Genomic DNA, 26258 nt, shown 5'->3' with positions numbered 1-26258 from the left:
TCAGCAGGGAAGCGGCCCACCAGGAGACCCCACATGCGATCCGTCACGCACCTCGGCCTGACCGCCTTCCTCACCCTCTCCGTCGCAGCGTGGTCGCAGACTCAAACCCAAACCCCGGTCAACACGCCGCCTCCGCAGACGCCCAGCACGACACCGTCCAGCGCACCCGATCAAACCACCCCCACCACCGCCACCATCCCCTCCGACGTTCCCGCCGAGAAGCCCATCCCCGGCCACCCCACCGCCACCCCCAAAGAGAGCAAGGACGCCGCAGCGGCCGTCAAAGCCGCTAACAAAACCGACCGCCTCCCATCCCCCGGCGAGGACCTCAAGACCAACATCAAGCCTGGCAGCGAAGACGACGTCAACTCCGTAGGCACCCGCAACATCGGCGGCCGCGGCCTCGCCAACTGGTACTCCACCGACTGGGAGATCCGCACCGGCAAGCAGTACTCCATGGAGATCGAGAAATCCGCTCACATGGTCAACGACCCCCTCATCGTTGAGTACGTCAACCGTGTCGGCCAGAACATCGTCAAAAACTCCGACTGCAAGGTCCCCTTCACCATCAAGGTCATTGACTCCGACGAGATCAACGCCATGGCCCTTCCCGGCGGCTTCTTCTACGTCAACTCCGGCCTCATCCTCGCCGCTGACGAGGAAGCCGAGCTCGCCGGCGTCATGGCCCACGAGACCGCCCACGTCTGCGCCCACCACGCCGCCCGACAGATGACCAAGATGAACTACGCGCAGATCGGCTCGATCCCGCTCATCATCTTCACCCAGGGCAGTTGGACCGGCTACGGCATCTACGAGGCCACTCAGCTCGCCATCCCACTAAGCTTCCTGCAGTTCTCCCGCATGGACGAGGCCGAAGCCGACTGGCTAGGCGTCCAGTACATGTACAAGTCCGGCTACGATCCCCAGGCCTTCGTCCAGTTCTTCGAAAAACTCGACGCCCTCGAGAAGCACAAGCCCGGCACCCTCGCCAAGGTCTTCGCCGACCACCCCCAGACCCCCGACCGCATCATGCACTCTGAGGAGGAGATTGCCACCATCCTCCCCGCACGCCCCGACTACATGGTCACCACCTCCGAGTTCGACGATGTGAAGTCCCGCCTCGCCCGTCTCGAGAACAAGCGCAAGATCAACGACGGCAAGGGCGGCAACAAGCCCACACTCCGTCGCACTGCCAGCGGCAACGGCAACAACGACCCCAACAACCCGAACAATCCAGCCAGCAGCACCGACGACCGCCCAACCCTGGGCCGCCGCAACTAGAACGCGTCCAACAGAAGCAAAGGTGTACTCGCCACGAAGTGGCAGGCTCGCGCGTAGCGGGCGCGTCCGGCAGAACTCCTCTTTCTCATACGCAAAGAGTATGAATCACCCTTGCTCGACGGCGACTCTAAGCCCTATCTCGAACCATTCGCAATCAATGGACCAACGATCGCCCAACCGCTCTCGTGGAGAATGAACATGAGTAATCTCGACGGCCTGTTAGAACGTAACAAAACTTTTGTTGCTCAACAGTCTGCTTCCGGCACACTAATGCCCTCGCTTCTTGCCGCGTCTGGCACCTTAAAAGCCACGATCATCGGTTGCGCCGATATGCGCGTCGACCCGGCTCATATCCTGGGAATCAAACTGGGGGAAGCCCTCGTCATCCGTAACATCGGTGGCCGGGTCACCCCGGTCCTGCTCGAGGAACTCGGTCTACTCGGACGAATCGGCCAGGTCCTCGGCGGAGCTCCTGCTGGCGGCGGAGAGTTTCATCTCATCGTCCTCCATCACACCGACTGCGGCATCACCCGCCTCGCAGGCGACCCCGACAAGCTCGCGCATTACTTCCAAATACCCGAGAGTGAAGTCAAAGCAAAAGCCGTCACCGACCCTTACGCCTCAGTCGCTGCCGATGTCGCTCTACTCCGTGCAGTTCCCGCACTGCCGGCCAAGTGGCTTGTCTCCGGCCTGGTCTATGACGTCGCGACCGGACTCGTTGAGATCGTTGTCCCGCCAGCGCCGATTCGAACAACGTAACTCTGTGCCACGTGATATCCACCCGCAGCAACACGCAACCAGAATTGGTGAAGGAATCGATGAAGCTCTCAAGAAGGCAGTTCAACCAGGGAATAGGTGCGCTTGCGGCCGTAGCCACCTGCTCGCGCCAGAGCTTCGGATTTGCGGACAGTGGACTCAGACTTGGACTGAACACATGGAGTCTGCGAGCTCTCTCCCAGGAGGAAGCAATTCCAATCATCATTCAGGCAATGAAACAAGCGAGTCTGCACGACTGTCAGATTCTATTCACCCACGTAGAACCTGCGAAGTTCAACCCCGTGTTCCCCGCCGGTATCTTCAATCCACCCAAGTCGTCTCCCACGCCGCAGCAACTCGAAGATCAGAAAGCAAGCACAGCCGCCCTGACGAAGTGGCGACTCTCGGTTCCCATGAGCTACTTCGAAGACATCCGGTCCACATTTGAAAAACAGGGCCTCAGAATTAAATCCTATTCGGTCAGATTCGGAAGCTCTGAAGCAGAGATCGACCGGCTATTCCTGATGGCAAAAGCCCTGGGAGCGGACTCGCTCGTTACCCGCCTCCCGGCAGCGTTGACAAGCATGACGGCGGCTGCCGCAGACAAACATCGAATGATCGTCGGCCTTCAGTTCTCCGATGAAAGCGAATTGAAGACACAACTCGCCGCCTCTCAGTACTTCCGTATGGACCCGGACATAGGCGACCTGACCAAAGCAAAGATCGACGCCCTGCAGTTCGTCCAAACCAACTATGCGTCCATGTACGCGTTCGATCTCAAGGACGCGATGCCCGGAGGCCCAAGCGTTCCGTTTGGAGAAGGCGCAGCGCACATGAAAGAGGTCCTGCAGTTCTTGAAGGAGAAGCAACTTTCCATCACAGCATACGTAGACTGCGACTATGCCGGAACCGGTCGTTCGGTAGAAGAAGTAGAGAAATGTGCCTCGTATGCGAAAGCCATCATAGGCTGATCAATAGTCCTCGAACTAAGATCAAGCTTTTCTAAAACCTTCGGGATCGTCGCACAATTCATCTAGAGCTCGACTCGACCCACCACCCAAACCCCAGCCCCAGCGTCCCCCAAAGCACCGCCTGAATCTCCACCGCCGCCACGCGAAACTTCCACATCAGCGTCACCGGAAACCCCGCCGGAACCTCATCCACCTCCGGCAAAAAGTGCGCCACCACGCTCACGATCACCACAAACAAACCAGCCGCCAGCAGGGAACCGTTCCACTCCCCAAATCTCTTCGAAAACCGCCGCCGCATCTGCAAAGAAAACACCATCGTCACAATCGAAACCGCAATCAGTAAAAAGTAAGCGCCAGTCCGCACCCCAATCGTCTCCGCACTCCCCACAGCTGGAGGATTCGCCGGATACTTCAGATTCGGCACCAGCACAATCGCCACAAATCCGAGCCCAGCCAGCACCGCCGCGAGCGCCCGCGGCCCCAGCTCCCCGATCCGACCATAAGCAAACGCGAACACCAGCCCAAACAATCCACCAACCGCAGCACCATAGACCACCGCACCGGTAAGCAGTCCCAAGCTCTTCTGCACGCGACGGCTCACCATCTCCGGCTCAGGAGCCTCACCCCGAGCCTGATCCCCAGCAGTCTCAAACGCAATCGAGCGCTCCACCTGCGGCTCGCCGATCCATCGTGCAAACGCGAAGACGAGCAGGCCCGCAACAACACCCACCAGCATCCCGCGAAGGAGCAGAGTTCGAGTCATCAAAATGTTCTGGTTCCCCTTCACGTGTAGACGGGCATTCTAAACATCGAGATTGTGAGCATCGACAAACCCTTATGACTCGTCATCCTGAGCGAAGTGGCCCACGCACTTTGTGAGCCACGCAGTCGAAGGATCCCCGTATTTTGTCTTTGCGTCCGATTGCCCGCGCTTTACTTCAACGCAAGACCCGCTCTAGTGGCAGGGAAAGCCGAGAAGATGCCGGCCGTCATGCAAAAACTCATGCACCATCGTCCCACGGAACATCGAGGTAGCGCCCTGCTCCGCGCCGACAAAGTAGATCGCCAGCAACAACAGCAGCCCACCGAACACCGCATACGGCAGAATCTCACGCACCGGAATAACAGGAATCGAAACCGGCTGTGCAACCGAACCAAAAATAGACTGAGCCATCGTAAAACCTCCAGGGGATCGTGCGTCCCACACACTGCTCATTCGAACGAGGAAGGAACGTCTGGCTCTCGACCCGAAAATTCAAGTCAATCACAGTGGCGCGACCGCACCGGACTCTCACCGGCTTCTTCCACCCTCATCAAAATCTACCTCAACCCTATGTCCCACAATCATCAAAGTCAAGCTCTTCAATAATTTGGTGGTGGGTAAACTTCGAGTTCGGCACAAGAAGTCGCCGAAAACTGCATTTGCGAGAAGAGCGAGCACTTCAGCACGGGAGCACCGCAGTCTCTGCTTGGTCTTTCCATCTAGGGAGGTTTACGCCAACAATGAGGAGCCACAGGGTCAAGAGAATCTCTGCCAATCCTGCGGGAAGCATGACGTAGGGAAAAAGATGAACTCTGCTTGTGAGAGGTATGGCAGTTGCAAAAATGTTCGCGACATAACCGGCCCCGCCAATTGCAAGCGCAGCTCCCAGCACACGCGGGAGGAAGGTAGACCTAAAGATCAGGTATCCGACGAGAATGCAATGGAAGCCAAAGAACAACAACGCGATATCAAAGCCGAATGTACGGAGCCGAATGAACGCGATTGCGAGTGCTTGCAATTGATCGGTCGTAAAGGATGTTAGCGAGTCGGGGCCGCAGAGGAAGACCAGCGGTGCGAAGTGATTGACAATGTTGGCACATGCAATTGCGACGAAAACAAGCCTGAAAAATGTCGCGAGCAGGGCGATCCGCCTGTTGACTGGCTTGAGTAACTCGTAGAAAACCAGTGCAACTCCGATGTCACACGCATATACAAAGAGCTGAATGGCACCACCGAGAACGTATAAGGACTGCGATGAAAGAATTTTGGTTACGGTCGGCAATGCCGCATTCCCAAGCATCATTCCGGATGGCGCGATAGCGAATGGGGCGAACAGCCCCCCAAGAATGATGAGAAGGTACAAGAGGCCGCCAATTCTAGCTAAAGCGCGTGGCGACGTACGTCTCAAGATCGGGTTCATCGTTTGCTCGGCGGTCACGCTGACCTCCTATCAGGGCGCCCAGTACCATTATCGAAGAAAATGCCGCTAACTATGCCAGAGGGATACGTAGCCACAGCCCAATAGTTCCACGCTAAGATCGTTTGGCCGTGAGAAGGACGGTCACAGCGAATTTGGAGTCTTTCTTCGAGCGTAAGCTTTCGACAATCACATCGCTGAGCCAAGTTTACTCATCATCTTTGAAAAGCCTGAACATCGCCCTTAACTACACATCGCGGAGAATCAATAAAGTGCCAGCCCGCTTCACCCTTATCAGCCACGCCCCAACCTCCGCGCAACACCTCTCCGCCTTTCCCTCCGACGAGCCCCTCGAAGAATTCGCCCTCGCCAAACTCGTCACCCTCAACTGGCAACCACCCCGTGCCCACCACATCCTCACCGCACCCGAACTCCGCACTCAAGAAACCGCCAAAGCCCTCAACCTCATCGCCACCCCAACCCCTGAACTCCGCGACCTCGACTACGGCCCATGGCAAGGCCGCTCCCTCGCCGACCTTCACGCCGAAGACCCCGAAGCCATCACCCAATGGCTCACCAACCCAACCGCAGCCCCACACCAAGGCGAATCCATCGCCGCCCTCATCACGCGAGTCCAAAACTGGCTCACCACACTAGCCGTCGAAGAGACAAGCCACACCCTGGCCATCACGCACCCCGCCGTCATCCGCGCCGCCATCCTCCACATCCTCCACGCCCCACCCCAATCCTTCTGGCGCATAGACATCGCCCCCCTCACCCTCACCGACCTCCGCCACAACGGCCGCACCTGGACTCTCCGCGCCGCCGCCATCCCGTTAGCGTGATCAAAAGAAAAGATAGGTCATTTCGACCGAAGCGGAGCGAAGTCGAAGGGGAAGTAGTGAAACCCGCTTCCCAACCGCGCACACCCCAGCCCGCAGACCAAAACCCGCGCCAGACAAGCTAAAATAGAACCATGAGCACCGCAACCATCCCCACCCCGCACACGACCGGCTACACCGACGACCACGCCAAGTCCGGCCTCGACGCCACCTTCCCCCCCATCGAGACCTGGCAGAACCAGTTCAAGGCCTATGAGATCCTCGTCGACGACCCCGAGTTCACCAGCGTCTGCCCCAAGACCGGCCTCCCCGACTTCGGCCGCCTCACCATCCGCTACATGCCCCGCCAGAGCTGCCTCGAGCTCAAGTCCCTCAAGGAGTACCTCTTCACCTACCGCAACCTCGGCATCTTCCAGGAGAACATCGTCAACCAGGTCCTCGACGACGTCGTCAAAGCCTGCGGCCCCGTCTGGGCCGTCATCGTAGGCGACTTCCGCCCCCGCGGCGGCATCTCCACCGTAGTAACCGCCACCTACCCCCGCGAAGAGTCGCGCCCGAAGTAGTCCCGCAAAAATAAATCCTCAAAACATGGCGCATCTTTGACACCAGAAAATGCGCCAGCCAAAACACCACGTCCACCACACAAACCACCACGTTCTCACCACCAATTCACCACCACAAAACCCGCAAAAATCGCGATATCCCCAAACAAAATCACCCTCCACCACGCCACAAAAAATTCTCCCAAACCCACCTGCTATCCTTCCCTGAGACTGATTCCCAGCGGAGAAGCGGACACCCAGATGGCCTCCACCACCAAACCCACCCGCGCCCCCTCCGTCGCCGGAGCCACCACCGCCCTCGTCCTGCTCACCGCCCTCAACTTCGTCAACTACATCGACCGCTACATCCTCCCCGGCGTTCAGGAGCAGGTCAAGCACGAGTTCCACCTCTCCGACGAGCACATCGGCCGCCTCACCTTCTGGTTCATGATCGCCTACATGTTCACCTCGCCCATCACCGGATGGCTAGGCGACCGCTTCCCCCGCAAGCCCATGATCGTCACCGCCGCCCTCTTCTGGGCCGCCATCAACTTCCTCACCGCCACCGTCCACTCCTACGACTCGCTCAACCTCCGCCACGCCGCCCTCGGCATCGGCGAAGCCAGCTTCGGCATCTTCGCCCCCTCCCTCCTCGCCGACTACTACGAACCCGACCAGCGCAACCGCGTCCTCACCATCTTCAACGTAGCCATCCCCGTTGGCGCAGCGCTAGGCTACTTAGTCGGAGGCACCGTAGGCGAACACTACGGCTGGCGCATGTCCTTCATCGTCTCCGCCATCCCCGCCGCCATCCTCGCCATCCTCATCGCCATCTTCCTAAAGGAGCCAGCCCGAGGAGCCAGCGGAGACGCAGCCGCCAGCGAGCACGGCAAGGCAAAGCTCGAAAAGGGAACCATCCTCTCCCTCCTCAAGAACCCCGCCTACCTCTGCTCCATCCTCGGCTACGCAGCCGTTACCTTCTCCCTCGGAGGCATCTCCTGGTGGATGCCCTCCTTCCTCCAGCGCATCGACGGCCGCAGCCAATCCTCCGCCGCCTACATCATGGGAGCCATCACCGTAGTCGCCGGCCTCGGCGGCACCATCACCGGCGGCACCATCGCGCAACGCTGGTCCCGCACCAACTCCAAAGCTCTCTACCTCGTTCCCGCCATCAGCGCCGCCATCGCCGTACCGCCCGCGCTCCTCTGCTTCTTCGGCCCGCACAGCCTCACCCTCTACGGCCTCGGCGTAGCCATCTTCCTCATCTTCCTGGGCACCGGCCCCGTCAACGCCGCCACCCTCAACGCCGTCCGTCCAGAGATACGCGCCACCGCCATGGCCGGCCAGCTCTTCATCATCCACGCCCTCGGCGACGCCATCTCCCCCCGCATCATCGGCGCAGTCAGCGACCGCTCCACCCTCAACCTCGGCCTCGGCTCCACCCTCATCACCCTGCTCCTCGCCGCAGTCATCTTCTCTATCGGCTCCCGCTACGCCCCACCTTTGCACTCAGAAGAAACCGTAGCCGCCTGACCATCCATCTCATCTGAAAGCAATCCCAAGGAGCCACCAACTCGTGACCATCACCTTCCCAGGAGAGTCTCCCGAATACCGTGCCGCGCGCAATCGCCTCCTCGACGAAGAGATCAGCCTTCGCCGCGCCATGGAGTCCGTAGCAATCGCTCGTCGCAACCTGCCACCCGGCGGCCCTGTCCCCGAAGACTACCTCTTCGACACCATCGGCCCCAACGGCAGCCCTGAAAAAATCAAGCTCTCCCAACTCTTCACCCCTGAGCAGAAATCACTGGTCGTCTACAACTTCATGTTCCCACGATGGAGCAAAGACTCCCGCCCCGGCCCAGTCAACGGCTCAACCTCCGAGCTCAAGCTCGAAGACTCACCCTGTCCCTCCTGCACCGCCTTACTCGACTCGCTCGACCCCACCGCCATCCACTTCGCCCCCTCCGGCCTCAACTTCGTCGTCATCGCCAAAGCCCCCATCGAACGCATCGCAACCTACGTCCGCGAACGCGGTTGGAAGAACCTCCGACTCCTCTCCTCCGCCGGCAACAACTTCAAACGCGACTACCAAGCCGAAGACCCCAACGGCGATCAACTCCCCCTGATGACCGTCTTCCATCGCGACGGCGACCAGATCCGCCACTTCTGGAGCTCCGAGTTGCTCTTCGCTCCCCCAGACCCCGGCCAGGATCCCCGCCATCTCGGCACCATCGACACCCTCTGGAACATCTTCGACATGACACCCGAAGGACGTCCCGCGGCCTGGAACGAGCAGATCGACTACGACTGCTGCCATCCCCACCACCATTGATCCCGGCACATCGATATGAGGATTGATTGCACGTAGCCGCTCCACTCATCTTCAAAGTTCTCGCGTGGCTCATAGCCCTCGCCTGGCTTTGGAAGGCCATCACCTCCGCCATCGGCCTCCGTCGCGTCCCCGACCTCACCGCGCCCGCACACAATCGAACCCCGCCCAACCATCCCTCCATCACTGCCATCATCCCGGCCTGCAATGAAGAAAAGAACATAGGAGCATGTCTGAGTTCTCTTCTCCAGCAGGACTACGCCAACCTCCACCTCATCGCCATCGACGACCGCTCCACCGACAACACCGGCGCAATCCTCAACGCCCTCGCCACCCAGCATCCAGCCAAACTCACCGCCCTACACATCACCGAACTCCCCACTGGCTGGCTCGGCAAAACCCACGCCATGGCCTACGCAGCGCGCCACGCCATCTCCCTCCACCACCCCGACTATCTCCTCTTCACCGACGCCGACATTCTCTTTCGCCCTGAGACCCTCCGCCTCGCGCTCGCCCAATCCGTCGCCACCCAGGCCGACCACTTCGTCCTCCTCCCCACCACCCTCATCAAATCCCCAGGCGAGGGCATGCTCCTCAGCTACCTTCAGGTCATGAGCCTCTGGGCCGTCCGCACCTGGCGCATCTCCGACCCCAAAGCCCTCCGCGACGCCGTCGGCGTAGGAGCCTTCAACCTCGTCCGCACCCCCGTCTATCAGCAACTAGGCGGCTTCGAAGCCCTCCGCATGGAGATCGTCGAGGACCTCGCGCTCGGCACGCGCATCAAGCGCCAGGGCTTCCGTCAGCGCATCGCCACCGGCCCCGGACTGGTCAGCGTGCACTGGGCCAGCGGAGTCTCCGGCATCCTCAACGGCATGACCAAAAACTTCTTCGCCATCTTCCGCTACAACCCCGCCCTCGCTCTTCTCGCCTGCCTCTGGACCACCTTCTTCTGCATAGCCCCGGCCGTCTTCCTCGCGCTCCCGCAAACCCGAACCCCGGCCATCCTTACTCTCCTCTCCGTAGCACTTCTCTACGTCCTCTCCAGCCGTCAAAGCAAAGTCTCTCCCTGGTACGCCGTCTTCTTTCCCATCAGCGCCGCCCTCATCGTCTGCGCCATGCTCCACTCGATGCTCACCACCCTCAAGCAAGGAGGCGTAACCTGGCGAGGCACCTTTTACCCACTCTCAGAGCTGCGCAAAAAAACGCACCTCACCAGCCCCCAGAGCTAGTCTTCAAAGATTCCCGCCGGTTCAATCGCCGCTGCAAGGACGCTTGGGGTTAATTCTCCACGGCACCGCAGCACAAAAAAATACCAGGCAACACTAAGAATCACTTATCGACGGTTCTCACTCAAAGTTTTAGCTACCGCAGACGCGCTGCTAGATGCATATGGTCTGCCTTTTTTTATTCGTCCAGATTGAAATCACGCCATGAAGCGTTCCGACGGCCTGTGTATTCTTATCTCAGTTCGCGGCTTAGATCGCCAAAGCCAGACGACGAGGTGGATGCACTTCGTCAAGTGGCAAGAGTCTCCGGCAACACCGTGATGGTCTCGGTTTGAGATTTCCAGATGGAAGAAACGAGGTTTGAATGGTTCAGTCTCCTGCATCACCGAAGCCTTTTCGGCTCTGGCCGTTCGTATTCATTGCTGTCGTTGTCGGCGTCGCCGCGATTGGTTTCGCATACACGGCTGGATGGCTGTCACCGCACAGGCTGACGCCCAAAAAGTTGGTCGCCGCGTTGGCACCTCCGGGCGGCCCGGCGTTGGGGCATCGCCGCAACCACGCCAAAGGCATCTGCTTCACAGGAATCTTTGAGGCAAACGGCGATGGCTCAGCACTCTCCAAGGCACCCGTCTTCGTTCGGGGCCAATATCCGATTGTGGGACGGTTCAACCTTGGCACTCCGAATCCAAATGCTGAGGATGCAATGGTGCGTGTACGCGGCGTCGGCATCCTCATCACCACGCCGGACGGGCAGCAGTGGCGCAGTGCCATGATCAATGCACCGATCTTTCCCGTTTCGAATCCCCAGGCCTTTTACGACCTCCTGACTGCCTCCGCAAGCAAGGACCCCGATGCGATGAAGAACTTCATTGCCGCAAATCCGGGGTTCCTTACGTTTCTCCCCTGGGCTAAGAGTGACCAATGGACCGAGAGCTATGCGGAGGAGCCTTACAACAGTCTCAACTCCTTTCTGTTCGTCGATGAGTCCGGCACGAAGCATCCTGTCCGCTGGTCGTTGATCCCAGCGGCGCAACCTGTTTCTATTTCGCCACAGGAGCTAGCCAAGCGCGGTCCTGATTATCTAGAGCAGGAGATCACGCAGCGTGTGGCTGCGGGCCCTCAGCACTGGAACCTGATGGTTACCGTGGCCTACCCCGGCGACCCGACTGCGGACCCCAACAAGGCGTGGCCTGCTGATCGTCGTACGATCAACGTTGGAACAATGACGGTACAGCAGATTGAACCAGAGCCCAACGGCCCGTGCCGCGACATCAACTACGACCCAACGGTACTGCCGGCCGGAATCACTACGTCGGATGACCCATTCCCCGCTGCACGCTCGGCAGCGTACTCCCGGTCGTACAACAGCCGTACAGCCGAAGAGGCGGACTACCCGCGTACCGCGACAGGAGCCAGGCAATGACAACAACCCGAACACGCTTCACCGCGCCGCAGCGATTACTTCACTGGCTCATGGCAGTCTGCATTCTGTCCATGCTGTTTATCGGTGTCGGCATGGTCTCAACCGTTACCACCAAGTACCTCACATTGGTCCAGATTCATAAGCCGCTCGGCATCGCCATCCTGGTGCTGGCACTTATTCGTCTCACACTACGCCTCATCTACGGTTCGCCTGCGTTGCCCGCCGATCTACCGGAGCCGCTAAAGCTGGCCGCGATCTCGTCGCAGTACATCTTCTACATATTGATGATCGCAATGCCGCTGATCGGCTGGGCAATGTTGTCCGCTGCAGCCTATCCCGTCGTGCTCTTCGGCGGTGTGCATCTTCCGCCGATCCTGCCTGTGAGCGCCAGCCTGCATACGCTCCTGTGGCGTGCACATCACTACCTGGCATTCGCCTTCTTCGCAGTCATCCTGGCGCACGTCGCCGGCATCCTCTTTCATAAACTGGTCAGAAACGACGGTATCTTCGAAACAATGGCGCCGGTGCTCACACATGACCACCCAGAGAGCAAGTGAGCAAACCCACTTGTACGATGTGCACGTTATGCGTCCAGCTGGCGATTACTCAACATAAGCCGACATATGGGCGACTAATCCGTTCTTGCCTCATCGTGGACGCGACTTTTGATAACGAGAAAAGACAAATTACAGGCAGGCCAGCAACTTCGGGAGCACCCGGTTAGGGTTTGGTTGATGGGGCTACATGAACCACTATCCCGTGCTGGGTCTTGCAGTCCGTCAGCGTGTAGTTCAATGTCATCTTATTTTGTTCCGAGGTCAGCCCAACGCGCTGCGGAAGCTGAAATCCGTCGACGACCTGGTAGGTGTAGGTGAAGCGGGCTACGCCAGCATGGTCCGTATCGGTGGAGGACGCAGCTAGGACCAGACCTTTTGGTGCACTCACGAACTTGGTGGTGATCTCTATATGCTGTGAAGTATCAATAATGCCGCTGACGACGCGCAGATCATGGTCGAGGATGAGTTTCCCGGTTATGCCCTGACCGTCCATGGAGAGGTTATAGCCGGTTGCCGTTTTCTCAAATTGATAGTTGGTTGGGGCAATGGGAAGTACCTCTCCATAGGCGTATGGCACCCAATTGCTAAGGCCCACTTGCATAAGGTCACGGTTCGATTCTTCAAGTTGCGCAGCGAGAGGTAATTGGCTGAAATCTGGAAGCTTGGGCTGAGCTGAGACGGTTGCGCCGGAGCGGTCAACGAAGATCCGATATCTTATCGGTTTCAGAAGCTGTGCAATAGGACTGTCCGTTCGAGCAGCTTCGCCAAAATTGCTCTTGAGATGCTGCGCGAAGTCGAAGTCAATCGCACAGGAGAAGTTGATGAGACCCGAACGGAAAGGAGTGTCATAAAGCGCCTTGGTTTTGGCGAGCAAGCCCTCGGCATCACTGGGAGACTGTGCAAACTTCGGGGGTTGACAGAACAAATTGACGCACGAAATCCCAAGGATGGCGATGAGGAAATAACGGAGCATGGCCTATGCTACCGCGCTGTTCATTGATTCATCGGAGATCCGCGCGATTGGTCGGGCAAGTGAACCTGTCACCTCAACACCTCAAACGCTTAGAGCACGATTTTTACGCTTCGTTCTGATCGGCCGTCAGAATTTGTCAAGTCCCCAAATCGAACAAACCTTTTCAAAACATACACTTCCACGTGGCGCATTAGTTCTGTCCCGGAATCTATACTTGTTATAGACACCAAAACAGGGAACCACAAGCATTCAGGGCAACTCATTGATAAAAAGTATTTTAGGCGCAACTCATTTGTTATGAATGATTTGCAGTCGCTACCGCCCTTTAAACCATTGAATACAAGTATTTTGCGTCCAAATACCCGACAAGGGGAGGGGGTACCCGAGATCACGGAAAGCACTGAAATGTACCTCGCCGGAGACAGCTATCGAACAGAAAAGAAGGAGCTTAGACCTCGACCAGCACCCGGCCATAACGCTTCTCGACGTACTCATCGAGAATCACCTGAAACTCCTCGACGATCCGATCACCCTTCAACGTGGTGAACAGCTTGCCATCCACATAAACTGGGGCCTTAGGCTCCTCAAACGTACCCGGCAGCGAGATCCCGATGTTCGCATGCTTCGACTCGCCCGGCCCGTTGACGATGCAGCCCATCACCGCCAGCTTCAGCTCCTCGACCCCCGGATACTGCTTCTTCCACTCCGGCATCGAGGCCACAAGGTAGCCCTGAATCCGCTCCGCCAGCTCCTGGAAGTAGGTCGAGGTAGTCCGACCACACCCGGGGCAACTGGTCACCTGCGGCATAAAGCTGCGAATCCCGAGCGACTGCAGAATCTGCTGTCCGCAGCGCACCTCCTCCGACCGGTCCCCACCGGGAGTAGGAGTCAAACTTACCCGGACCGTATCCCCGATCCCCGAAAGAAGCAAAGGAGCCAAGCCCGCAGCCGAAGCCACCACGCCCTTCATCCCCATGCCGGCCTCAGTCAGCCCAAGATGCAGCGCATAGTCGCAACGCTTGGCCAACTCGGTATAAACATCGATCAGATCCCGCACCCCGGAGACCTTCGCCGACAAAATAATCTGATCCCGCCGCAGCCCATACCGCTCTGCCGCCGCCGCGTTATCCAGAGCCGACACCACCATCGCCTCCATCATCACGTCGCGAGCGGGCAGGGGATTGGCCGACTTCGAATTTTCGTCCATCATCTTTGTCAGCAACGCTTGGTCGAGCGAACCCCAGTTCACGCCGATCCGAACCGGCTTCTGATGCTCCACCGCAACCTCAACCATCGTCCGGAAGTTGTCATCATCCTTCCGCCCGATCGACACATTGCCCGGATTGATTCTGTACTTCGCCAGCGCCTTGGCGGTCTCGGGATACTTCTTCAGCAGCAGGTGACCGTTGTAGTGGAAGTCCCCAATGATCGGAGTCGACCAGCCCTTCTTCGCCAGCTCCTCAACGATCGCCGGCACAGCCTTCGCCGCCTCGTCGTTGTTGACCGTCACGCGCACCATCTCCGAGCCGGCACGAGCCAGCGCGGCAATCTGCTGCACCGAGCTCTCGACATCAGCCGTGTCTGTATTGGTCATCGACTGCACCACAACCGGTGAATCCGACCCAACCCGAACCCCACCAATGTTCACCGTTACCGCACGTCGACGCTGTATCTCAGGCATAAACTCTCCACCCCTAAGTTTACCACCGCACCACCAACAACCTACGCGATACACTACCGAAACGTGGCCCGGTAGCTCAGTTGCATAGAGCAGCGCACTCCTAACGCGAAGGTCGCAGGTTGGACTCCTGCCCGGGCCACCATGAAGACCTCACAAACGCCCTGTAGGAGGTTAATGTGATACGAAACGTGATACACGGATGCAAAAAAGAGAGGCAACCATGAAGCGGTTGCCTCTCTTTTGGGGAGTAGACGTAGGGCGGTCAGGACGCTTTAAATAGCCCGGTGTCGCCTGCCGCGAAGGATGTGGTCTGCGTTTTCGAGGACCGCTTAGGCGCGACGGGCGCGTTGTCATCGAGGGAGGCCTGCCTCAGGAGTTCGGCATGGCTGATTACCACCCGCCCACCGTGGCGACGAACCTTCAACGTGCCGTTGGCGATACGGTACGCGATGTTCCGTAGGGAAGTGGACAGGGTAGGCCCGCTTCCTTCCTCGAGTAGAGGAGGCGGGGGGCGGGTGGTCGCATAGAGATGACTTTGACGGAGGAGGTAGTCGACGTGCACATAACTGTCTAATACCCAAAATAGTAGCTGATCCAGAATATCTTCTTAAATTAATTTCTGACTTCTCTAAACTGCAGAGTTAGTTCAGCAATCGACTTTCCCGGAACACCCTCGCCAATCTTTACCTCGGATTCGTACTTCCGCCCAGACAGGGACTCATACGAGACGGTCAGCGTGTGGTCTTGGAACGTTCTTACGTGAACCCCGTCAGCAGCGAACAGCTCCGGTCTATCTGGGCGGGTTTTAAGATACGCTTCGTACATGATGGCGGACTCGGTAGCACTCCAAACTCTTTTCCAACCCACGTCCACCGCCACGCCGGATCCGACGTTTCGGATGTAAAGCTTTTCGGTCACGACCTTGGTAGGGTCGTGGGACCAGCCGATAGCTATGACCGGGCGGATAGGAGCTTCACGATCATCGTCAGCTGTCTGCAGCTGAGCCGAGGCCGTGTCCGCCATCCGCTTTGTATCAGTCGCGAAGTTTTATCAGTGTCAGGAATGTCAGAATTGCGAGGGCCGAGGTAGCCACCGCTGTGATCCAGTTGCTTATTATGTTCCAGTCTATCGAGCACATTTCGACAGCCTACCATCGCTCCTAAAGCAATCCCTTCACACTGACCTCAACGATTTCTGCAACGACTCCGGCAGGCAGCGGGCCTGCGCCCAATGAATTAGTCTCAAAGTGGCCTTGCTCTATGGGACGCAGTGTATGGCTGTGGCGCTGGCTCCGTCGAACAAATAGTTTCGGGGCAAACCGCCTGAAAGTCACTCCTGATGGAAAGCTCGTGCTGATTTCAACTCTCAGCAGTGGCGATTTAGTCATCTACGACACAGCTTCTCGCAAGGAATTCAACGGGTGAATATCGGCCACGGAGCAGCTGGCATTTTGATGGACCCTGGAGGTGTAAGATGCGGTTCCTCTCGGGCCATGTGCCATACAGGCAACGCAGCGACATCTCGGCTGCAAGCAGCGCATCCGTTCGACGTAAACGACCCAATCGGAATTGAACTCCGGACAAACCTGTGATCAAGGATCGATTGCCGACGATCCGCTCAGAAGTCGAAGTCGCCGGCCACAGCACTTCAGTGGCTGGACTCGTCGTTCTACAAACCGCACCATGAATTTTGGTGCCGGTCGGAAGGTACGACCGCGATGAGTTGCAAGCCCAATCCCTGATCCGATAGAGTTGTCGGTCTTGAACACTCCCGAGAAGACATGCATTACGAGGCGAACTCGTCAACCTCGCAATGCGCGTAACGCGGGAGGGGCCAATGCACCGAGAACTCTCTGGAGTGGCCGCAGAACCAGAGCTCCAAGCCAGTCATCTCCCAAGCCTCAGACCTTATCAATTTGTCAAAGGATTTCTTCGATGCTTTCTCACTTTCAGCAATCTGCACCCGCACGCCTTTGCGCTATGACTGTGATGCTCTGCTCTACACTGTCGTTCGCCCAGAACACAAGTTCAACCGTTCCTCCGGTCATCGACGTTCACGTTCATGCGATGGACGAGTCCTTCCCCGGCTTGGGACCAATGTGTCCCAACGAGGCAAAGTTTACGGCCTCCGACCCAGTCACAAAGGAAGCGCCATTTGGCTGGAGCCAGGAAGAATGCACTCCCAAGCTCTATCCTGCAGCCAAAGGCGAATACTTAAAGGGCGTCGTAGCTGAAATGGAACGGCTGAACGTGACAGCCGTCGTTTTCGGCGACCCCAAGAGCGTGCAGAAATGGAGAGAGGCCGCGCCCGGCCGCGTGATACCGGGCACAAGCTTCAGCGCAGGCATGCAACCAGGCGCTCACGTTCCGCTCGACGAACTCCGAAAAGACTTCACCAAAGATGGATTCAAGGTCATGGGCGAGATCGGCCTCCAATATGAAGGCCTCTCTCCCAGCGATCCCTCCGTCGATGCATACTTCGCACTGGCAGAGGAGCTGGATATTCCCGTTGCAATCCACATGGGCACGGGCGGCTCCGGCCGGGCCAACCTCGCGATGCCGAAGTTCCGCGGCTCCATGGGAAATCCTCTTCTGCTGGAGGAATTGCTGGCGCGCCACCCCAAGTTGCGCGTTCAGGTCATGCACGCCGGTTACCCAATGATCGACAACATGCTCACGCTTCTCCAGGCCAACTCCCACGTCTATGTCGACGTCGCAGGACTGATCTGGAGCTACCCGCTCAAGGAGGTTAACCGCTACATTCAGAGGCTTGTCGAGGCCGGCTTTGAAGACCGAGTAATGTTCGGGACCGATCAGCTGGGATGGCCCAAGTTGATGTCGTATTCCATCAGCATCATCCAGAACGCGGACTATCTGACGCCCGAGCAGAAACGCGACATTCTTTATAACAACGCAGCTCGATTTTTGCGGCTCGATGCCACTCAAACTAAATAGTAATGAACGAAGCTGCGCTGTCGTGATAGTCAGCAAGACAAATCGCAATGGTAGGCAAGACCCGCCGCAATGGAAACACAGCAGATCAAGCGCAATGGAGGCGGACACCTGGATGAGCGCCTCATCGCATCGCCAATGCACTCAACGAGCACCCCGCGTGCATCGGAGGTCGCCATCTTTCCGGCCCCGGACGAGCGCTGGATCAGGCCGCTCCGTTAGCATGCTGGGACCTGCCGCCGTGCCTCGCGATACTGCGGCGTCTGCTTGAAGCCCGGTTGAAGAAGCGTGGCAGCCGTGAGGATGTCCAAATGCTGCGATTGCTCGAGATCTTCTCGCTGAACGTGGTGACCCGTGCAATCGAGGGCGCATTGCAGTTGGGCACGATCGACTTCGACGCGGTGAAGCGAGCGAAGACGGTCACGGCTATACATGGAGAACTAGCCGCATCTATCACTGGCCAGGTCAACGCGCCGCTTGTATCTTACCGAATCGAATCATTCACTTTGTCTATTTACATACTGCTGTTGCATCGACGTTCAAGGAACTTATGAATCCTCAGCGTTCGTCATCCTGATTGGCTGCAGATTGTTTGACAGAAAAGCGCATGGGAAACGCGTAGACGCATAGTCATCCTTTCAACCCTACTTGTTCGCCTGGCAACGTGGTCTTTCCCGAAATACAGCTTCAATATGGTGTTGTTTTTTTTGCAGCTCCTCATTACAGTGGAGCGGTGCACTAAAACGGATAAGTCTGGATGATTCGAGTTGGCGCGTCTCTTCTTCTAGGCCTCATGGTCTGGCTTTGGCATGGCGGACAATCCGCGAGTCAGACCATTGCTTCAACTTCCCCAGGACATGAGGGCCGCGCAGACTACGTTGGAGATGCCGCATGCACTTCTTGCCATGGGCAGCAAAGCATGAGCTACATTCACACATCGCACAGTCTTACCTCGCGCCCTGTAAACAAAGACTCCGTGCTCGGCTCTTTCACAGAGGGTCGCAACATTCTGACGATCGTGGACTCCGCAAACGCAGCGGGTCAGCCGGGACTCTACTTCAAAATGGAGGAGAAGGAGGACGGCTACTATCAGACTGCGGTGACCGGATTCGATTCGCAGCTTCTGACACACACGGAGCGTATGGATCTCGTCACTGGTTCGGGAGTACGTGGCGCGACATATCTCTACTGGGAAGGTGATCAACTCTTTGAGCTGCCGGTAAGCTACTGGACCGATGGTCATCGGTGGATTAACAGTCCTGGATATACGAATGGTACGGCGGATTTTTCTCGTCCTATCAATCCCGGCTGTCTTGAGTGCCACGCAAGTTACATCCAGCCGCTCTCCACCGACCCGACGACCAACCATTACGACAGGACGAGCCTGGTGACGGGGATTGCATGCGAACGGTGCCACGGCTCCGGTGCGGAACATATCGCACGACGGAGAGATGGCACGGCAGGGCAAGCGATTCTGAATCCAGCGAGGTTCTCCCGTGACAGACAGGTAGACCTCTGCGCACTATGCCACAATGGGATCCGGCGCGAGGCCACCGCGCCGGCGTTCTCGTATGTGCCGGGGCAACCTTTGAGCAACTATTTCAAGCACTTGCCGGTTTCAACGGCGGAGCATCCTGACGTGCACGGGAATCAGGTGGGCCTGCTCGAACGTAGCCGGTGCTACCTCTCGTCGCCGCAGATGAGTTGCTCGACCTGTCACGATGTGCATGCCCTGGAACGGCCGGCCGCGGCGTATTCAGAACGCTGCCTTAACTGCCATAAGTGGCAAAGCTGCGGAGTCTCAAAGAAGCTGGGGCATGCCATCACTAATAAGTGCATCGACTGTCATATGCCGGTGGAGCAAACCAACGTCATTGTCTCAGAGACGGGAGACAGAATTGTTCAGGCGTCCATGCGCAATCACTGGATCAAGGTGTATCCACTGCCTCGTTCTAAACCGGCTGTAAAGCATTGAGGTCGTGCAAAAGTCCCGCGAGAGAGACTGCTTTTCGCTGGACGAAGTTTGTTGCAATCTGATTCACTCTAATCAGCCGGTGGCGGGAGCCAACTCATGCCAGCCCTAAGTAGCAGACTAAGGTCAATTCGGAGACTTATTGCAGTTGCTGCGGTGAGTTACGGCCTCTATTATGTTGCAGCGGCGCAGAACCAACAGATTTATCTCCCGAATCCGACGCCACGCGATCCTGACCTGCACGATAAATACAAGGAAGACCCGCTTGAGAAAGTGCGACAACAACAGGCTGCTCAACTTCGCAAGGCTCAAGTCAGGCAACAAGTGGCCGCTGCGACCGATAGGCTGGTCCGATTGGCGCAACAACTGAAGGACGAGATGGAGAAAGGCGACAAGGGCAGCCCGCTGAGCGTCAGCGCTCAGAAGGCTGCCGAGATCGAAAAGCTGGCGAAGACGGTGAAGAATTCCATGAAGTCACAGTGATGACGACTGCTAAGGCTTGTTTTGGGGATGGAGAAGGAAGGTATAGGCGTCACTATGAAACTGGGTTTGTTTCGTTTTACGCTTGCTGCCCTGGTGTTTCTGGTAATGCTTTGTAGTTTGGTGGGAGCGCAGGCACAGAAGGAGACTCCGCCTCAGCAGAGCTGCGGCGATTCCCCCAATGCTCAAAGCCAGACTTGTGCGCCGACTGACAAGAAGTCCCCCGATACATCAGTACAGAAGCAACTGGAACCCTCCAAACCGATGACGCCTGCCGAGGCACTTCGGGCGCAGTTGATGGCCGACACTCAGAAGCTTTACCAGCTCACGCAGGAGCTGAAAGCTGAGGTGGCAAAGAGCAACAAGGACACACTTTCGATCGCTGTCATCAAGAAGGCAGAGGAAGTTGAAAGACTGGCAAAGAGTCTGAAGGAGAAGATGAAGGCGGCTCAATAGACTCCCTCGCGTCGGGCGGAATCACTGCGCTGGCTTTGGCGCTGTTGCCAGCTTCTGAGAAAGGGCCTGGATCGACTCCTTATTCATACTGCTGGCCTTAGCAAATTCAGCCTTGGCTTCTTCCTTCTTTCCCATCGCCTGATCAAGCTTGGCAAGGCGCCAGTGCGGAGCGACATCTTTGGGGTCGAGCTCAATCGCTTTTTGTAACTCGCGAACGGCGTCTTCTTTGCGGTCCTGATCGGCGTAGATGATGCCGAGATCGCGATGGGCCGGGCCCAGGGTCGGGTCGGCCGCGAGTGCTTTTTCCAGCTCCGGTTCTGCTCTCGCGTAGTCGTTGAGTTGAACGTACGAGTCGCCCAGGCAGGCGCGGGCCTGGACGTGCTGCGGGTCATTGTCCAGTTCGGCCTGAAATTCTTTGGCAGCATCTGCATATTGGCTCTGGGTCCAGAGCAGATATCCCAGGCCAAAGTGTACGTTCGGTTCCTTTGGGTTGGTGTGGACGGCGGCGCGGAACTGTTCGATGGCTCCAGAACTGTCGCCTTTCTCGTCCAGCGCCTCGCCGGCAAGCATGTCGGCTTCGGCGGAGTCTGCGTTGAGTGCGAGGATCTCTTTGTAAACATCGAGGACGCACTGGAACTGCTTGCTCAACATGCAACTGTGCGCGAGGGTCAGGCGCAGAGGGAGGCTCTGCGGGTCGCGGTCGGCGGCCTGTTTAAGGTAAGGAATCGCGACGAAGTAGTCGCCCATGCCGTAGTGGGCCATGCCGATCAGGATGATCAATCGCTGGTCGCCGGGGTGCTTCTGCAACTCGGCGGTGAAGGGCTTGATGGAGTCTTTGAAGTCCTTCGCCTTGAAGAAAGCGAGGCCGAGGTTCATCTGCAAACCGGGCAGTGCTGGATTTAGCTCGAGCGCGTGGTGATAGCTGGCGAGGGCTTCGCCGTAGTTCTCTTGGCGCGACTCGACGAGGCCCAGATGCGCGAAGGCCTCAGCGTTGTGCGGGTCGCCTTTTGTTATCGCGCGCCAGGCAGCCTCCGCTTCCGCGTTCCTGCCCTGCTGCTCCAGGGCGAGTGCGTTTTGTCCGGCGTTGTTTTGGGCTAGAGCTCCCGACATGGCCATCCAGCAAGCTCCGATTAGCAACCATGTCCGGCTGTGTCGCTTCACTCCCCCCTCCCGGTTTTTGCACAAATTACTCTCATAGAGCGTTAAGTCCGGACCTGGTCGGCAGACTCCCCAGGGGTACCTCAGCGGCTAAGGCCATATTTATATTACTGGGGTTGAGGCACGGTTAGAGCGGCTACCTTAGGCGAAACGGACCTTTCGGCCTCCCCTTCAGGCAGTGAGAAAGGCCCGGTGGCTGGAGCCTTTCTCTTTGCCATTGATTTCCCTTTAGCAAAATGGCGGGAACTACTCCGCCATTCCCTATGAGCTTGTTTAGGTGATCTGGAGGTTGACAGATGTTCTTGCCGGACAATTGGGAAAGATAGAGTTGTCACCAATTAAAAATGGACTTACTTTAGGGAGGTCATGATGCAGGAGTCACCGAGGCTCCCCGTTTCATTGAAGTTTAGGATGGGCTACAGGCAAGCAGCAGATTTCTCCACTCCGCTGCGTTCCGGCCGGAATGACAGTCAATAAAAAGGGCGCGGCAGGATGACTGCCGCGCCCTGGGGTTGAATGTTGGTTTAGAAGATGAGCTTGCCTCCCAGCTCGAGGGTTCTGGGGTCAAACGTACTGGTGACCTGACCAAAGCTACCCTTCGCGCTGCCATCGGTATTAAATCCTTGGAAGCTGTTACCGATATTGGCGAACTCGGTGTGGTTGAAGGTGTTGAACGACTCGAAGCGAAGCTCGAAGCGAGCTCGTTCCGTAATCGCGAAGGCTTTATAGAGCGATGTGTTGAAGTTGACGCGACCTGGGCCGATAACTACGTCCTTGCCAGCATTGCCGAAGCCCTGGGTAGTACTTCCTGCCCATGCCGGAAGCGGGGCTTTGAACGCAGACTGATCAAACCACTGGTGCTGCTTCTTGACGTAATGAATCGGGCCGACTACGTCGGGACGATTGTCGTATCCGCCGCCCAGGCCGATGGTGTCATAGCCTACGCTCAGGCTTGTGCCCAGGTTGCCAATACCGCCGTTGTTGACAATGGTGCCGGTTTGAAAGACAGCTGTGCCGGAAATCTCCCATCCACCCAAGAGCGTGTGCGTCAGACCCGGGCTCGTGAAGAAGGGGAGCTTGTAGATGTAGTTCACGTTGAAGATATGACGTCGGTCGTACGCGCCGGAGCCTTTGTCATACTTCAGGTCGTAGGGGTTGCCGACCTGGGTCAGGTCCCCGCTGGTGAGGTCGATTGTGTGCGACCAGGTGTAGTCGGCTTCACCGCTCAGATTATGCCAGCTCTGCGCGCGAACACCCAACTGGAAGCCGTTGTAGTTTCCATTGGTGGTGTTCTCCTGCTGGGTAAGCTGCTGCCAGCCCTGGAAGGTGCGGTAAAAGTCGCCGTTTGAGCGCTGCTGCGCAACGCCAGGTGTTGTGCTTGGGAAGGTGTTGGTTCCGGAAACGTTGTTTGAGTCACCCGCCCAGGCGCGGATGGCCATAGGGGTATTGAGGGGATAGTTGTTGATACGGCGCTCGATGTTCTGATGCCATGCAAGGTTGCCGACATACTGAATGACAGCGACGACCGACGGAGCGATTTCATGCTGGATACCCAAGCTGAACTGCGCAACCTCCGGCGCGGGATAGTTTTTAGCCAGTGTTGTAGCCGACTGGGCGAAGAACGGTTGTGCAGCGGTCTGTCCACTCACCCAGCTTGTGCTTGGATCTGCGACGTAAACGTTGGACGCCGACGGATTGTTGAAGAAGGGCGGAGTTGTCGCAGCGTTGTAGATATCGTTGCCCTGCAAGCGCTCGAAGAAGGTGCCGAACCCGCCGCGAAGGACCGTCTTCCCGTCTCCGAACAGATCGTCAGAGAAGCCTACGCGAGGCTGCAGCGTTGAATAGTCGTTGTTGACGAGCCCGCGAGGGGCGCCGTTCGCTCCCGCCACATAGATGCCATTCAGGTAGAAACGCGAACCGTTTACTGTGGCGAACCCTGGCCCATTCGGGTCCAACTCACCGGTGAAGATGCCGGGAGTTGAACTTGCGACATAGCTTGGTGCGTTGTTGGGGTTATAAGCCTTGGGATCGAAGTTGGAGACATTGTTACCGCGCTCCCATGCATGGGGCAGAGCGTCGTAACGAAGCCCCAATTGGAGGCTGAGGCGCGGGGTTATTTTCCAGTTGTCATTGGCATAGAACGAGGTGGTCTCGTTGACGTAGTGGCGAACGGGTAGGTCCTCCGCCTGCGAGAAGCTATCGGTAAGGCCGAGGACCATGTCCATAAAAGGATCGCCCGAGTATGTGACACCTTGATAGGTTCCGCCGGTTTCAGTATTGAACGTGTAAGCACCGCCGGGATTACCGAAGAGCTGCTGGTTCTTGGTATAGCGGTTATAACTGAACCCAAACTTCATTGAGTGCTTGCCCTTGAGATAAGAGATATCAACCTTGGGTGAGTAGTCCTGGGCCGCGTTATGCCATGGACCCGATGCGGGGTTTTCATTAGTCCCGCCATATTGGCCGTTCCATTGCATATTCGGCAGATTCTTCGAACTGTTGTTGAAGAATCGATTAGCAGTGAAGCCGGCGGGCCTTAACGAGTTCGGGCTGTTAACGATGTTGATAACGTTGCCGTCATAGTTGAAACTGGCCTCCACCAGAAGAGTTGGCGAGATGCTTCCGGTGAGCCGGACAGCAGCACTGTTAGAGGGATTGTTGACGGTGCTGGTAATGGTGTTGTAGCTGCCACCGGACCACCCCAACATAGGTCCACCCTGAGTTTGCGTGACCGAATCGTGGATGTAGTGCCCGAGAATCTGCCATTTGTCGGTGACACGATGGTCGATTCGAACGACGTCGTCGCGCACATTGAGCGGTGTAGGCGCCGATGTGAGCGCCTGACCGTTGGGGGTGTTCGGTTTTGGAACAACGCCTGTCGCGAGATAGGCCACGGCGTTAGGATCGATGAGAGCCGCGGGAATCGTGTCATTGGGGAAGGGGGTTCCGGGTGTCAAGCCAAGCGATGCCAATTTCGCGAGGAATGCGGGGTCGGAAACAGTGCTTGGCACGAGGATCTTCGAGTTGCTGGCAAAGGCGGGAGCAACGTATTGCAGAGGCTGGCCGGCAACTGGAAAATCCGCAGCGGCCAATGTGTTGTTGGTGTTGGGTGAAGGGGATTGCTTGATCTTGCGCCACTCCTCGTTCCAGAAGAAGAAGGTCTTCTCTCGGCCGGTGTTGTAGACATGGGGAATCGTGACCGGTCCGCCGATATTGAAGCCGTAGATGTTGTAGTTCAGGCCCGGACGTGGTTGGTCGCTCTGTTTATTGAGGAAATAGTTGGCGTCGTATACGGTGTTGCGATTAAATTCCCAAAGTGAGGCGTGGAAGTTGCGAGTGCCGCTCTTGATGCCGAGGGAGATGGTTGCACCTGAGGAGATGCCGTAGTCCGGAGGGTAGTTGCTGGCGAGCACCTCAAACTGGGAGATAGAATCCTGCGAGGGCATAATCTGCATGCCGCCGGCGCCGCCGCGGTCATCAGACTCGCCACCGTCGACGAGCCAGATGTTGTGACTTTGGCGGAGTCCGTTGATGCTGAAGTTAAAGCTGCTGCCTCCAGCGCCGGAGGACGGCGTGTTATTGTCTGGCATCAGCGAGCTTGCGCCGAGGCCGATTGCGGCAAGAGCGGCGAAGTTGCGGTTCTGGGTTGCGATTTCGCTGATCTGTTCGGCGTTGATGAGGGTGCTGACGACGTTAGAGTCCGTCTGCACGGTAAGGGCGGTGGCGGAAATCGTCACCGTCTCAGTCACGCTGCCGATGCTCATCGGTACGTCATAGCGCAGCACCTGGGAGATGTTGACTTGCAGCCCTTTGCGGACCGCTGTGTTGAAGCCCTTCGCCTCCACCTTCAGGTCGTAGGTGCCAACGTTGAGCGCGGGAAAGCTGTAGATGCCTGCTGCATTTGTATCCGTGTTGTTGACGAAGCCTGTGTCCGCGGCGGTGATCGTTACCTGGGCGCCCGGGATCGCCGCGCCTTGATTGTCTGAGATTGTTCCTGTGATTTCTGAGTTTTGCTGCGCGTACACACCTATACTCGCCAGCATAAGAATCGACAGGGCAAGTACCCTGTACCACGATCGGTTCGTCATGATTTGCCTCCGCAAAAAACTTTCAATTTCTCGAGTGTTAGAGCTTGCGATAACTCGGCTCTGCATTTTGTTTGACTGTTTAGAATTTGGTACACCATCTAGAAATCTCGTTTCGTACATTAGAGTGACAGGGCTCCCAATACTGTCTTGAAGCGCCCCAAAAGTGTCTTGAGTGCATCTGTAAAATCAGAAGTATTTATTTCGGGTCGAAGACTAAACCTGTATTTGTTGCGCTGTCAACACAAATTATTAGAGCAAAATCATCCTTTTGTAGGATAGGGTTGCAGGGGGCGTATGCAAGGCTGTATACGCTGTGGGAGCAATAGTTACAGTACATTCTTGCAGCGGAGGACCTGTTTTAGCATGGATTCGAAGATAAGTCGTAGTCTCGT

The 26258-nt window shown here is 57.3% G+C and carries 22 protein-coding genes, 1 tRNA gene and 1 pseudogene; 16 read left to right on the top strand and 8 right to left on the bottom strand.

Going from position 1 to position 26258, the window contains the following annotated elements:
• The first annotated feature begins 33 nt into the window (after window positions 1–33).
• The 3 genes from HDF10_RS19085 to HDF10_RS19075 all read left to right on the top strand — a co-directional run bounded on the left by HDF10_RS19085 (window position 34) and on the right by HDF10_RS19075 (window position 3008).
• On the top strand, window positions 34–1281 hold the full coding sequence (locus tag HDF10_RS19085; RefSeq protein WP_183816304.1) for a M48 family metallopeptidase: 1248 nt from the start codon (window positions 34–36) through the stop codon (window positions 1279–1281).
• A 198-nt stretch (window positions 1282–1479) separates the two neighbouring features.
• Window positions 1480–2040 (top strand): carbonic anhydrase, encoded by a 561-nt coding sequence (locus HDF10_RS19080; protein ID WP_183816302.1) that lies wholly within the window; start codon window positions 1480–1482, stop codon window positions 2038–2040.
• Window positions 2041–2099: 59 nt separating this feature from the next.
• The gene (locus tag HDF10_RS19075) at window positions 2100–3008 is read left to right on the top strand and encodes a hypothetical protein (RefSeq protein WP_183816300.1); all 909 of its coding nucleotides are present in this window, start codon (window positions 2100–2102) and stop codon (window positions 3006–3008) included.
• 58 nt (window positions 3009–3066) lie between these two features.
• On the opposite strand, the gene HDF10_RS19070 is transcribed toward HDF10_RS19075, so the two are convergent.
• From HDF10_RS19070 to HDF10_RS19060, 3 genes are all read right to left on the bottom strand, one after another.
• The gene (locus tag HDF10_RS19070; protein WP_183816298.1) at window positions 3067–3771 is read right to left on the bottom strand and encodes a CbtA family protein; all 705 of its coding nucleotides are present in this window, start codon (window positions 3769–3771) and stop codon (window positions 3067–3069) included.
• Between the two features lie 192 nt (window positions 3772–3963).
• A complete protein-coding gene (locus HDF10_RS19065; RefSeq protein ID WP_183816296.1) occupies window positions 3964–4182 on the bottom strand; it encodes a CbtB domain-containing protein in 219 nt (72 codons plus the stop codon).
• Between the two features lie 268 nt (window positions 4183–4450).
• The gene (locus HDF10_RS19060; RefSeq protein ID WP_183816294.1) at window positions 4451–5209 is read right to left on the bottom strand and encodes a DUF4386 domain-containing protein; all 759 of its coding nucleotides are present in this window, start codon (window positions 5207–5209) and stop codon (window positions 4451–4453) included.
• Between the two features lie 251 nt (window positions 5210–5460).
• Between HDF10_RS19060 and HDF10_RS19055 the strand changes: the two genes are divergently transcribed.
• From HDF10_RS19055 to HDF10_RS19025, 7 genes are all read left to right on the top strand, one after another.
• Complete coding sequence (locus HDF10_RS19055; RefSeq protein WP_311732827.1) at window positions 5461–6033, top strand: histidine phosphatase family protein; 573 nt, start codon at window positions 5461–5463, stop codon at window positions 6031–6033.
• 131 nt (window positions 6034–6164) lie between these two features.
• Complete coding sequence (queF, locus tag HDF10_RS19050; RefSeq protein ID WP_183816292.1) at window positions 6165–6593, top strand: preQ(1) synthase; 429 nt, start codon at window positions 6165–6167, stop codon at window positions 6591–6593.
• Between the two features lie 240 nt (window positions 6594–6833).
• Window positions 6834–8105: a spinster family MFS transporter gene (locus HDF10_RS19045; protein ID WP_183816290.1), complete on the top strand. Its 1272-nt coding sequence runs from the start codon at window positions 6834–6836 to the stop codon at window positions 8103–8105.
• A gap of 43 nt (window positions 8106–8148) precedes the next feature.
• Window positions 8149–8904, top strand: coding sequence for a DUF899 family protein (locus HDF10_RS19040; protein WP_183816288.1), 756 nt, complete (start codon window positions 8149–8151; stop codon window positions 8902–8904).
• A 26-nt stretch (window positions 8905–8930) separates the two neighbouring features.
• Window positions 8931–10130 (top strand): glycosyltransferase family 2 protein, encoded by a 1200-nt coding sequence (locus HDF10_RS19035; RefSeq protein WP_183816285.1) that lies wholly within the window; start codon window positions 8931–8933, stop codon window positions 10128–10130.
• Between the two features lie 361 nt (window positions 10131–10491).
• Entirely contained in the window at window positions 10492–11550 is a 1059-nt protein-coding gene (locus tag HDF10_RS19030; protein WP_183816283.1) for a catalase family peroxidase, read from the top strand.
• Window positions 11547–12107, top strand: coding sequence for a cytochrome b (locus HDF10_RS19025; RefSeq protein ID WP_183816281.1), 561 nt, complete (start codon window positions 11547–11549; stop codon window positions 12105–12107). The genes HDF10_RS19030 and HDF10_RS19025 overlap by 4 nt, the downstream gene beginning before the upstream one ends.
• A gap of 163 nt (window positions 12108–12270) precedes the next feature.
• Here the strand turns inward: HDF10_RS19025 and HDF10_RS19020 are convergent, their stop codons facing one another.
• Together HDF10_RS19020 and ispG are read right to left on the bottom strand one after the other, a co-directional pair.
• Window positions 12271–13080, bottom strand: a complete 810-nt coding sequence (locus HDF10_RS19020) for a hypothetical protein (RefSeq protein WP_183816279.1) — start codon at window positions 13078–13080, stop codon at window positions 12271–12273.
• Window positions 13081–13528: 448 nt separating this feature from the next.
• A complete protein-coding gene (ispG, locus tag HDF10_RS19015) occupies window positions 13529–14761 on the bottom strand; it encodes a flavodoxin-dependent (E)-4-hydroxy-3-methylbut-2-enyl-diphosphate synthase (RefSeq protein WP_183816277.1) in 1233 nt (410 codons plus the stop codon).
• A 65-nt stretch (window positions 14762–14826) separates the two neighbouring features.
• On the opposite strand from ispG, the gene HDF10_RS19010 reads away from it, so the two are divergent.
• A tRNA-Arg gene (locus tag HDF10_RS19010) sits at window positions 14827–14903 on the top strand.
• Window positions 14904–15373: 470 nt separating this feature from the next.
• Here the strand turns inward: HDF10_RS19010 and HDF10_RS19005 are convergent.
• Window positions 15374–15784 (bottom strand): hypothetical protein, encoded by a 411-nt coding sequence (locus HDF10_RS19005; protein WP_183816275.1) that lies wholly within the window; start codon window positions 15782–15784, stop codon window positions 15374–15376.
• 911 nt (window positions 15785–16695) lie between these two features.
• On the opposite strand from HDF10_RS19005, the gene HDF10_RS19000 reads away from it, so the two are divergent.
• From HDF10_RS19000 to HDF10_RS18980, 5 genes and pseudogenes are all read left to right on the top strand, one after another.
• On the top strand, window positions 16696–17715 hold the full coding sequence (locus tag HDF10_RS19000) for an amidohydrolase family protein (RefSeq protein ID WP_183816273.1): 1020 nt from the start codon (window positions 16696–16698) through the stop codon (window positions 17713–17715).
• A gap of 194 nt (window positions 17716–17909) precedes the next feature.
• Window positions 17910–18119 (top strand): annotated as a pseudogene (locus HDF10_RS21495) (IS21 family transposase); the annotation flags it as partial.
• A 512-nt stretch (window positions 18120–18631) separates the two neighbouring features.
• Entirely contained in the window at window positions 18632–19687 is a 1056-nt protein-coding gene (locus HDF10_RS18990) for a multiheme c-type cytochrome (protein ID WP_183816269.1), read from the top strand.
• Window positions 19688–19783: 96 nt separating this feature from the next.
• Window positions 19784–20167 (top strand): hypothetical protein, encoded by a 384-nt coding sequence (locus HDF10_RS18985; RefSeq protein WP_183816267.1) that lies wholly within the window; start codon window positions 19784–19786, stop codon window positions 20165–20167.
• A gap of 54 nt (window positions 20168–20221) precedes the next feature.
• The gene (locus HDF10_RS18980; protein ID WP_183816265.1) at window positions 20222–20620 is read left to right on the top strand and encodes a hypothetical protein; all 399 of its coding nucleotides are present in this window, start codon (window positions 20222–20224) and stop codon (window positions 20618–20620) included.
• A 21-nt stretch (window positions 20621–20641) separates the two neighbouring features.
• On the opposite strand, the gene HDF10_RS18975 is transcribed toward HDF10_RS18980, so the two are convergent.
• The gene (locus HDF10_RS18975) at window positions 20642–21736 is read right to left on the bottom strand and encodes a tetratricopeptide repeat protein (RefSeq protein WP_183816263.1); all 1095 of its coding nucleotides are present in this window, start codon (window positions 21734–21736) and stop codon (window positions 20642–20644) included.
• 566 nt (window positions 21737–22302) lie between these two features.
• Window positions 22303–25866 (bottom strand): TonB-dependent receptor, encoded by a 3564-nt coding sequence (locus HDF10_RS18970; protein ID WP_183816261.1) that lies wholly within the window; start codon window positions 25864–25866, stop codon window positions 22303–22305.
• Between the last annotated feature and the right edge of the window lie 392 nt (window positions 25867–26258).

The sequence above is a fragment of the Tunturiibacter empetritectus genome (genome assembly GCF_014201375.1).
GTDB classification, from domain to species: domain Bacteria; phylum Acidobacteriota; class Terriglobia; order Terriglobales; family Acidobacteriaceae; genus Edaphobacter; species Edaphobacter lichenicola_D.
Note: the sequence above shows the minus strand (reverse complement) of the source record. Positions and strands in the feature narration are given on the sequence as shown.

Bases quoted from the DNA above. Each gene is read 5' to 3' on its own strand.
- HDF10_RS19085 (WP_183816304.1), top strand. From the start codon at position 34: ATGCGATCCGTCACGCACCTCGGCCTGACCGCCTTCCTCACCCTCTCC.
- HDF10_RS19080 (WP_183816302.1), top strand. From the start codon at position 1,480: ATGAGTAATCTCGACGGCCTGTTAGAACGTAACAAAACTTTTGTTGCT.
- HDF10_RS19075 (WP_183816300.1), top strand. From the start codon at position 2,100: ATGAAGCTCTCAAGAAGGCAGTTCAACCAGGGAATAGGTGCGCTTGCG.
- HDF10_RS19070 (WP_183816298.1), bottom strand. From the start codon at position 3,771: ATGACTCGAACTCTGCTCCTTCGCGGGATGCTGGTGGGTGTTGTTGCG.
- HDF10_RS19065 (WP_183816296.1), bottom strand. From the start codon at position 4,182: ATGGCTCAGTCTATTTTTGGTTCGGTTGCACAGCCGGTTTCGATTCCT.
- queF (WP_183816292.1), top strand. From the start codon at position 6,165: ATGAGCACCGCAACCATCCCCACCCCGCACACGACCGGCTACACCGAC.
- HDF10_RS19045 (WP_183816290.1), top strand. From the start codon at position 6,834: ATGGCCTCCACCACCAAACCCACCCGCGCCCCCTCCGTCGCCGGAGCC.
- HDF10_RS19030 (WP_183816283.1), top strand. From the start codon at position 10,492: ATGGTTCAGTCTCCTGCATCACCGAAGCCTTTTCGGCTCTGGCCGTTC.
- HDF10_RS19025 (WP_183816281.1), top strand. From the start codon at position 11,547: ATGACAACAACCCGAACACGCTTCACCGCGCCGCAGCGATTACTTCAC.
- HDF10_RS19020 (WP_183816279.1), bottom strand. From the start codon at position 13,080: ATGCTCCGTTATTTCCTCATCGCCATCCTTGGGATTTCGTGCGTCAAT.
- ispG (WP_183816277.1), bottom strand. From the start codon at position 14,761: ATGCCTGAGATACAGCGTCGACGTGCGGTAACGGTGAACATTGGTGGG.
- HDF10_RS19005 (WP_183816275.1), bottom strand. From the start codon at position 15,784: ATGGCGGACACGGCCTCGGCTCAGCTGCAGACAGCTGACGATGATCGT.
- HDF10_RS19000 (WP_183816273.1), top strand. From the start codon at position 16,696: ATGCTTTCTCACTTTCAGCAATCTGCACCCGCACGCCTTTGCGCTATG.
- HDF10_RS18990 (WP_183816269.1), top strand. From the start codon at position 18,632: ATGAGCTACATTCACACATCGCACAGTCTTACCTCGCGCCCTGTAAAC.
- HDF10_RS18985 (WP_183816267.1), top strand. From the start codon at position 19,784: ATGCCAGCCCTAAGTAGCAGACTAAGGTCAATTCGGAGACTTATTGCA.
- HDF10_RS18980 (WP_183816265.1), top strand. From the start codon at position 20,222: ATGAAACTGGGTTTGTTTCGTTTTACGCTTGCTGCCCTGGTGTTTCTG.
- HDF10_RS18975 (WP_183816263.1), bottom strand. From the start codon at position 21,736: ATGGCCATGTCGGGAGCTCTAGCCCAAAACAACGCCGGACAAAACGCA.
- HDF10_RS18970 (WP_183816261.1), bottom strand. From the start codon at position 25,866: ATGACGAACCGATCGTGGTACAGGGTACTTGCCCTGTCGATTCTTATG.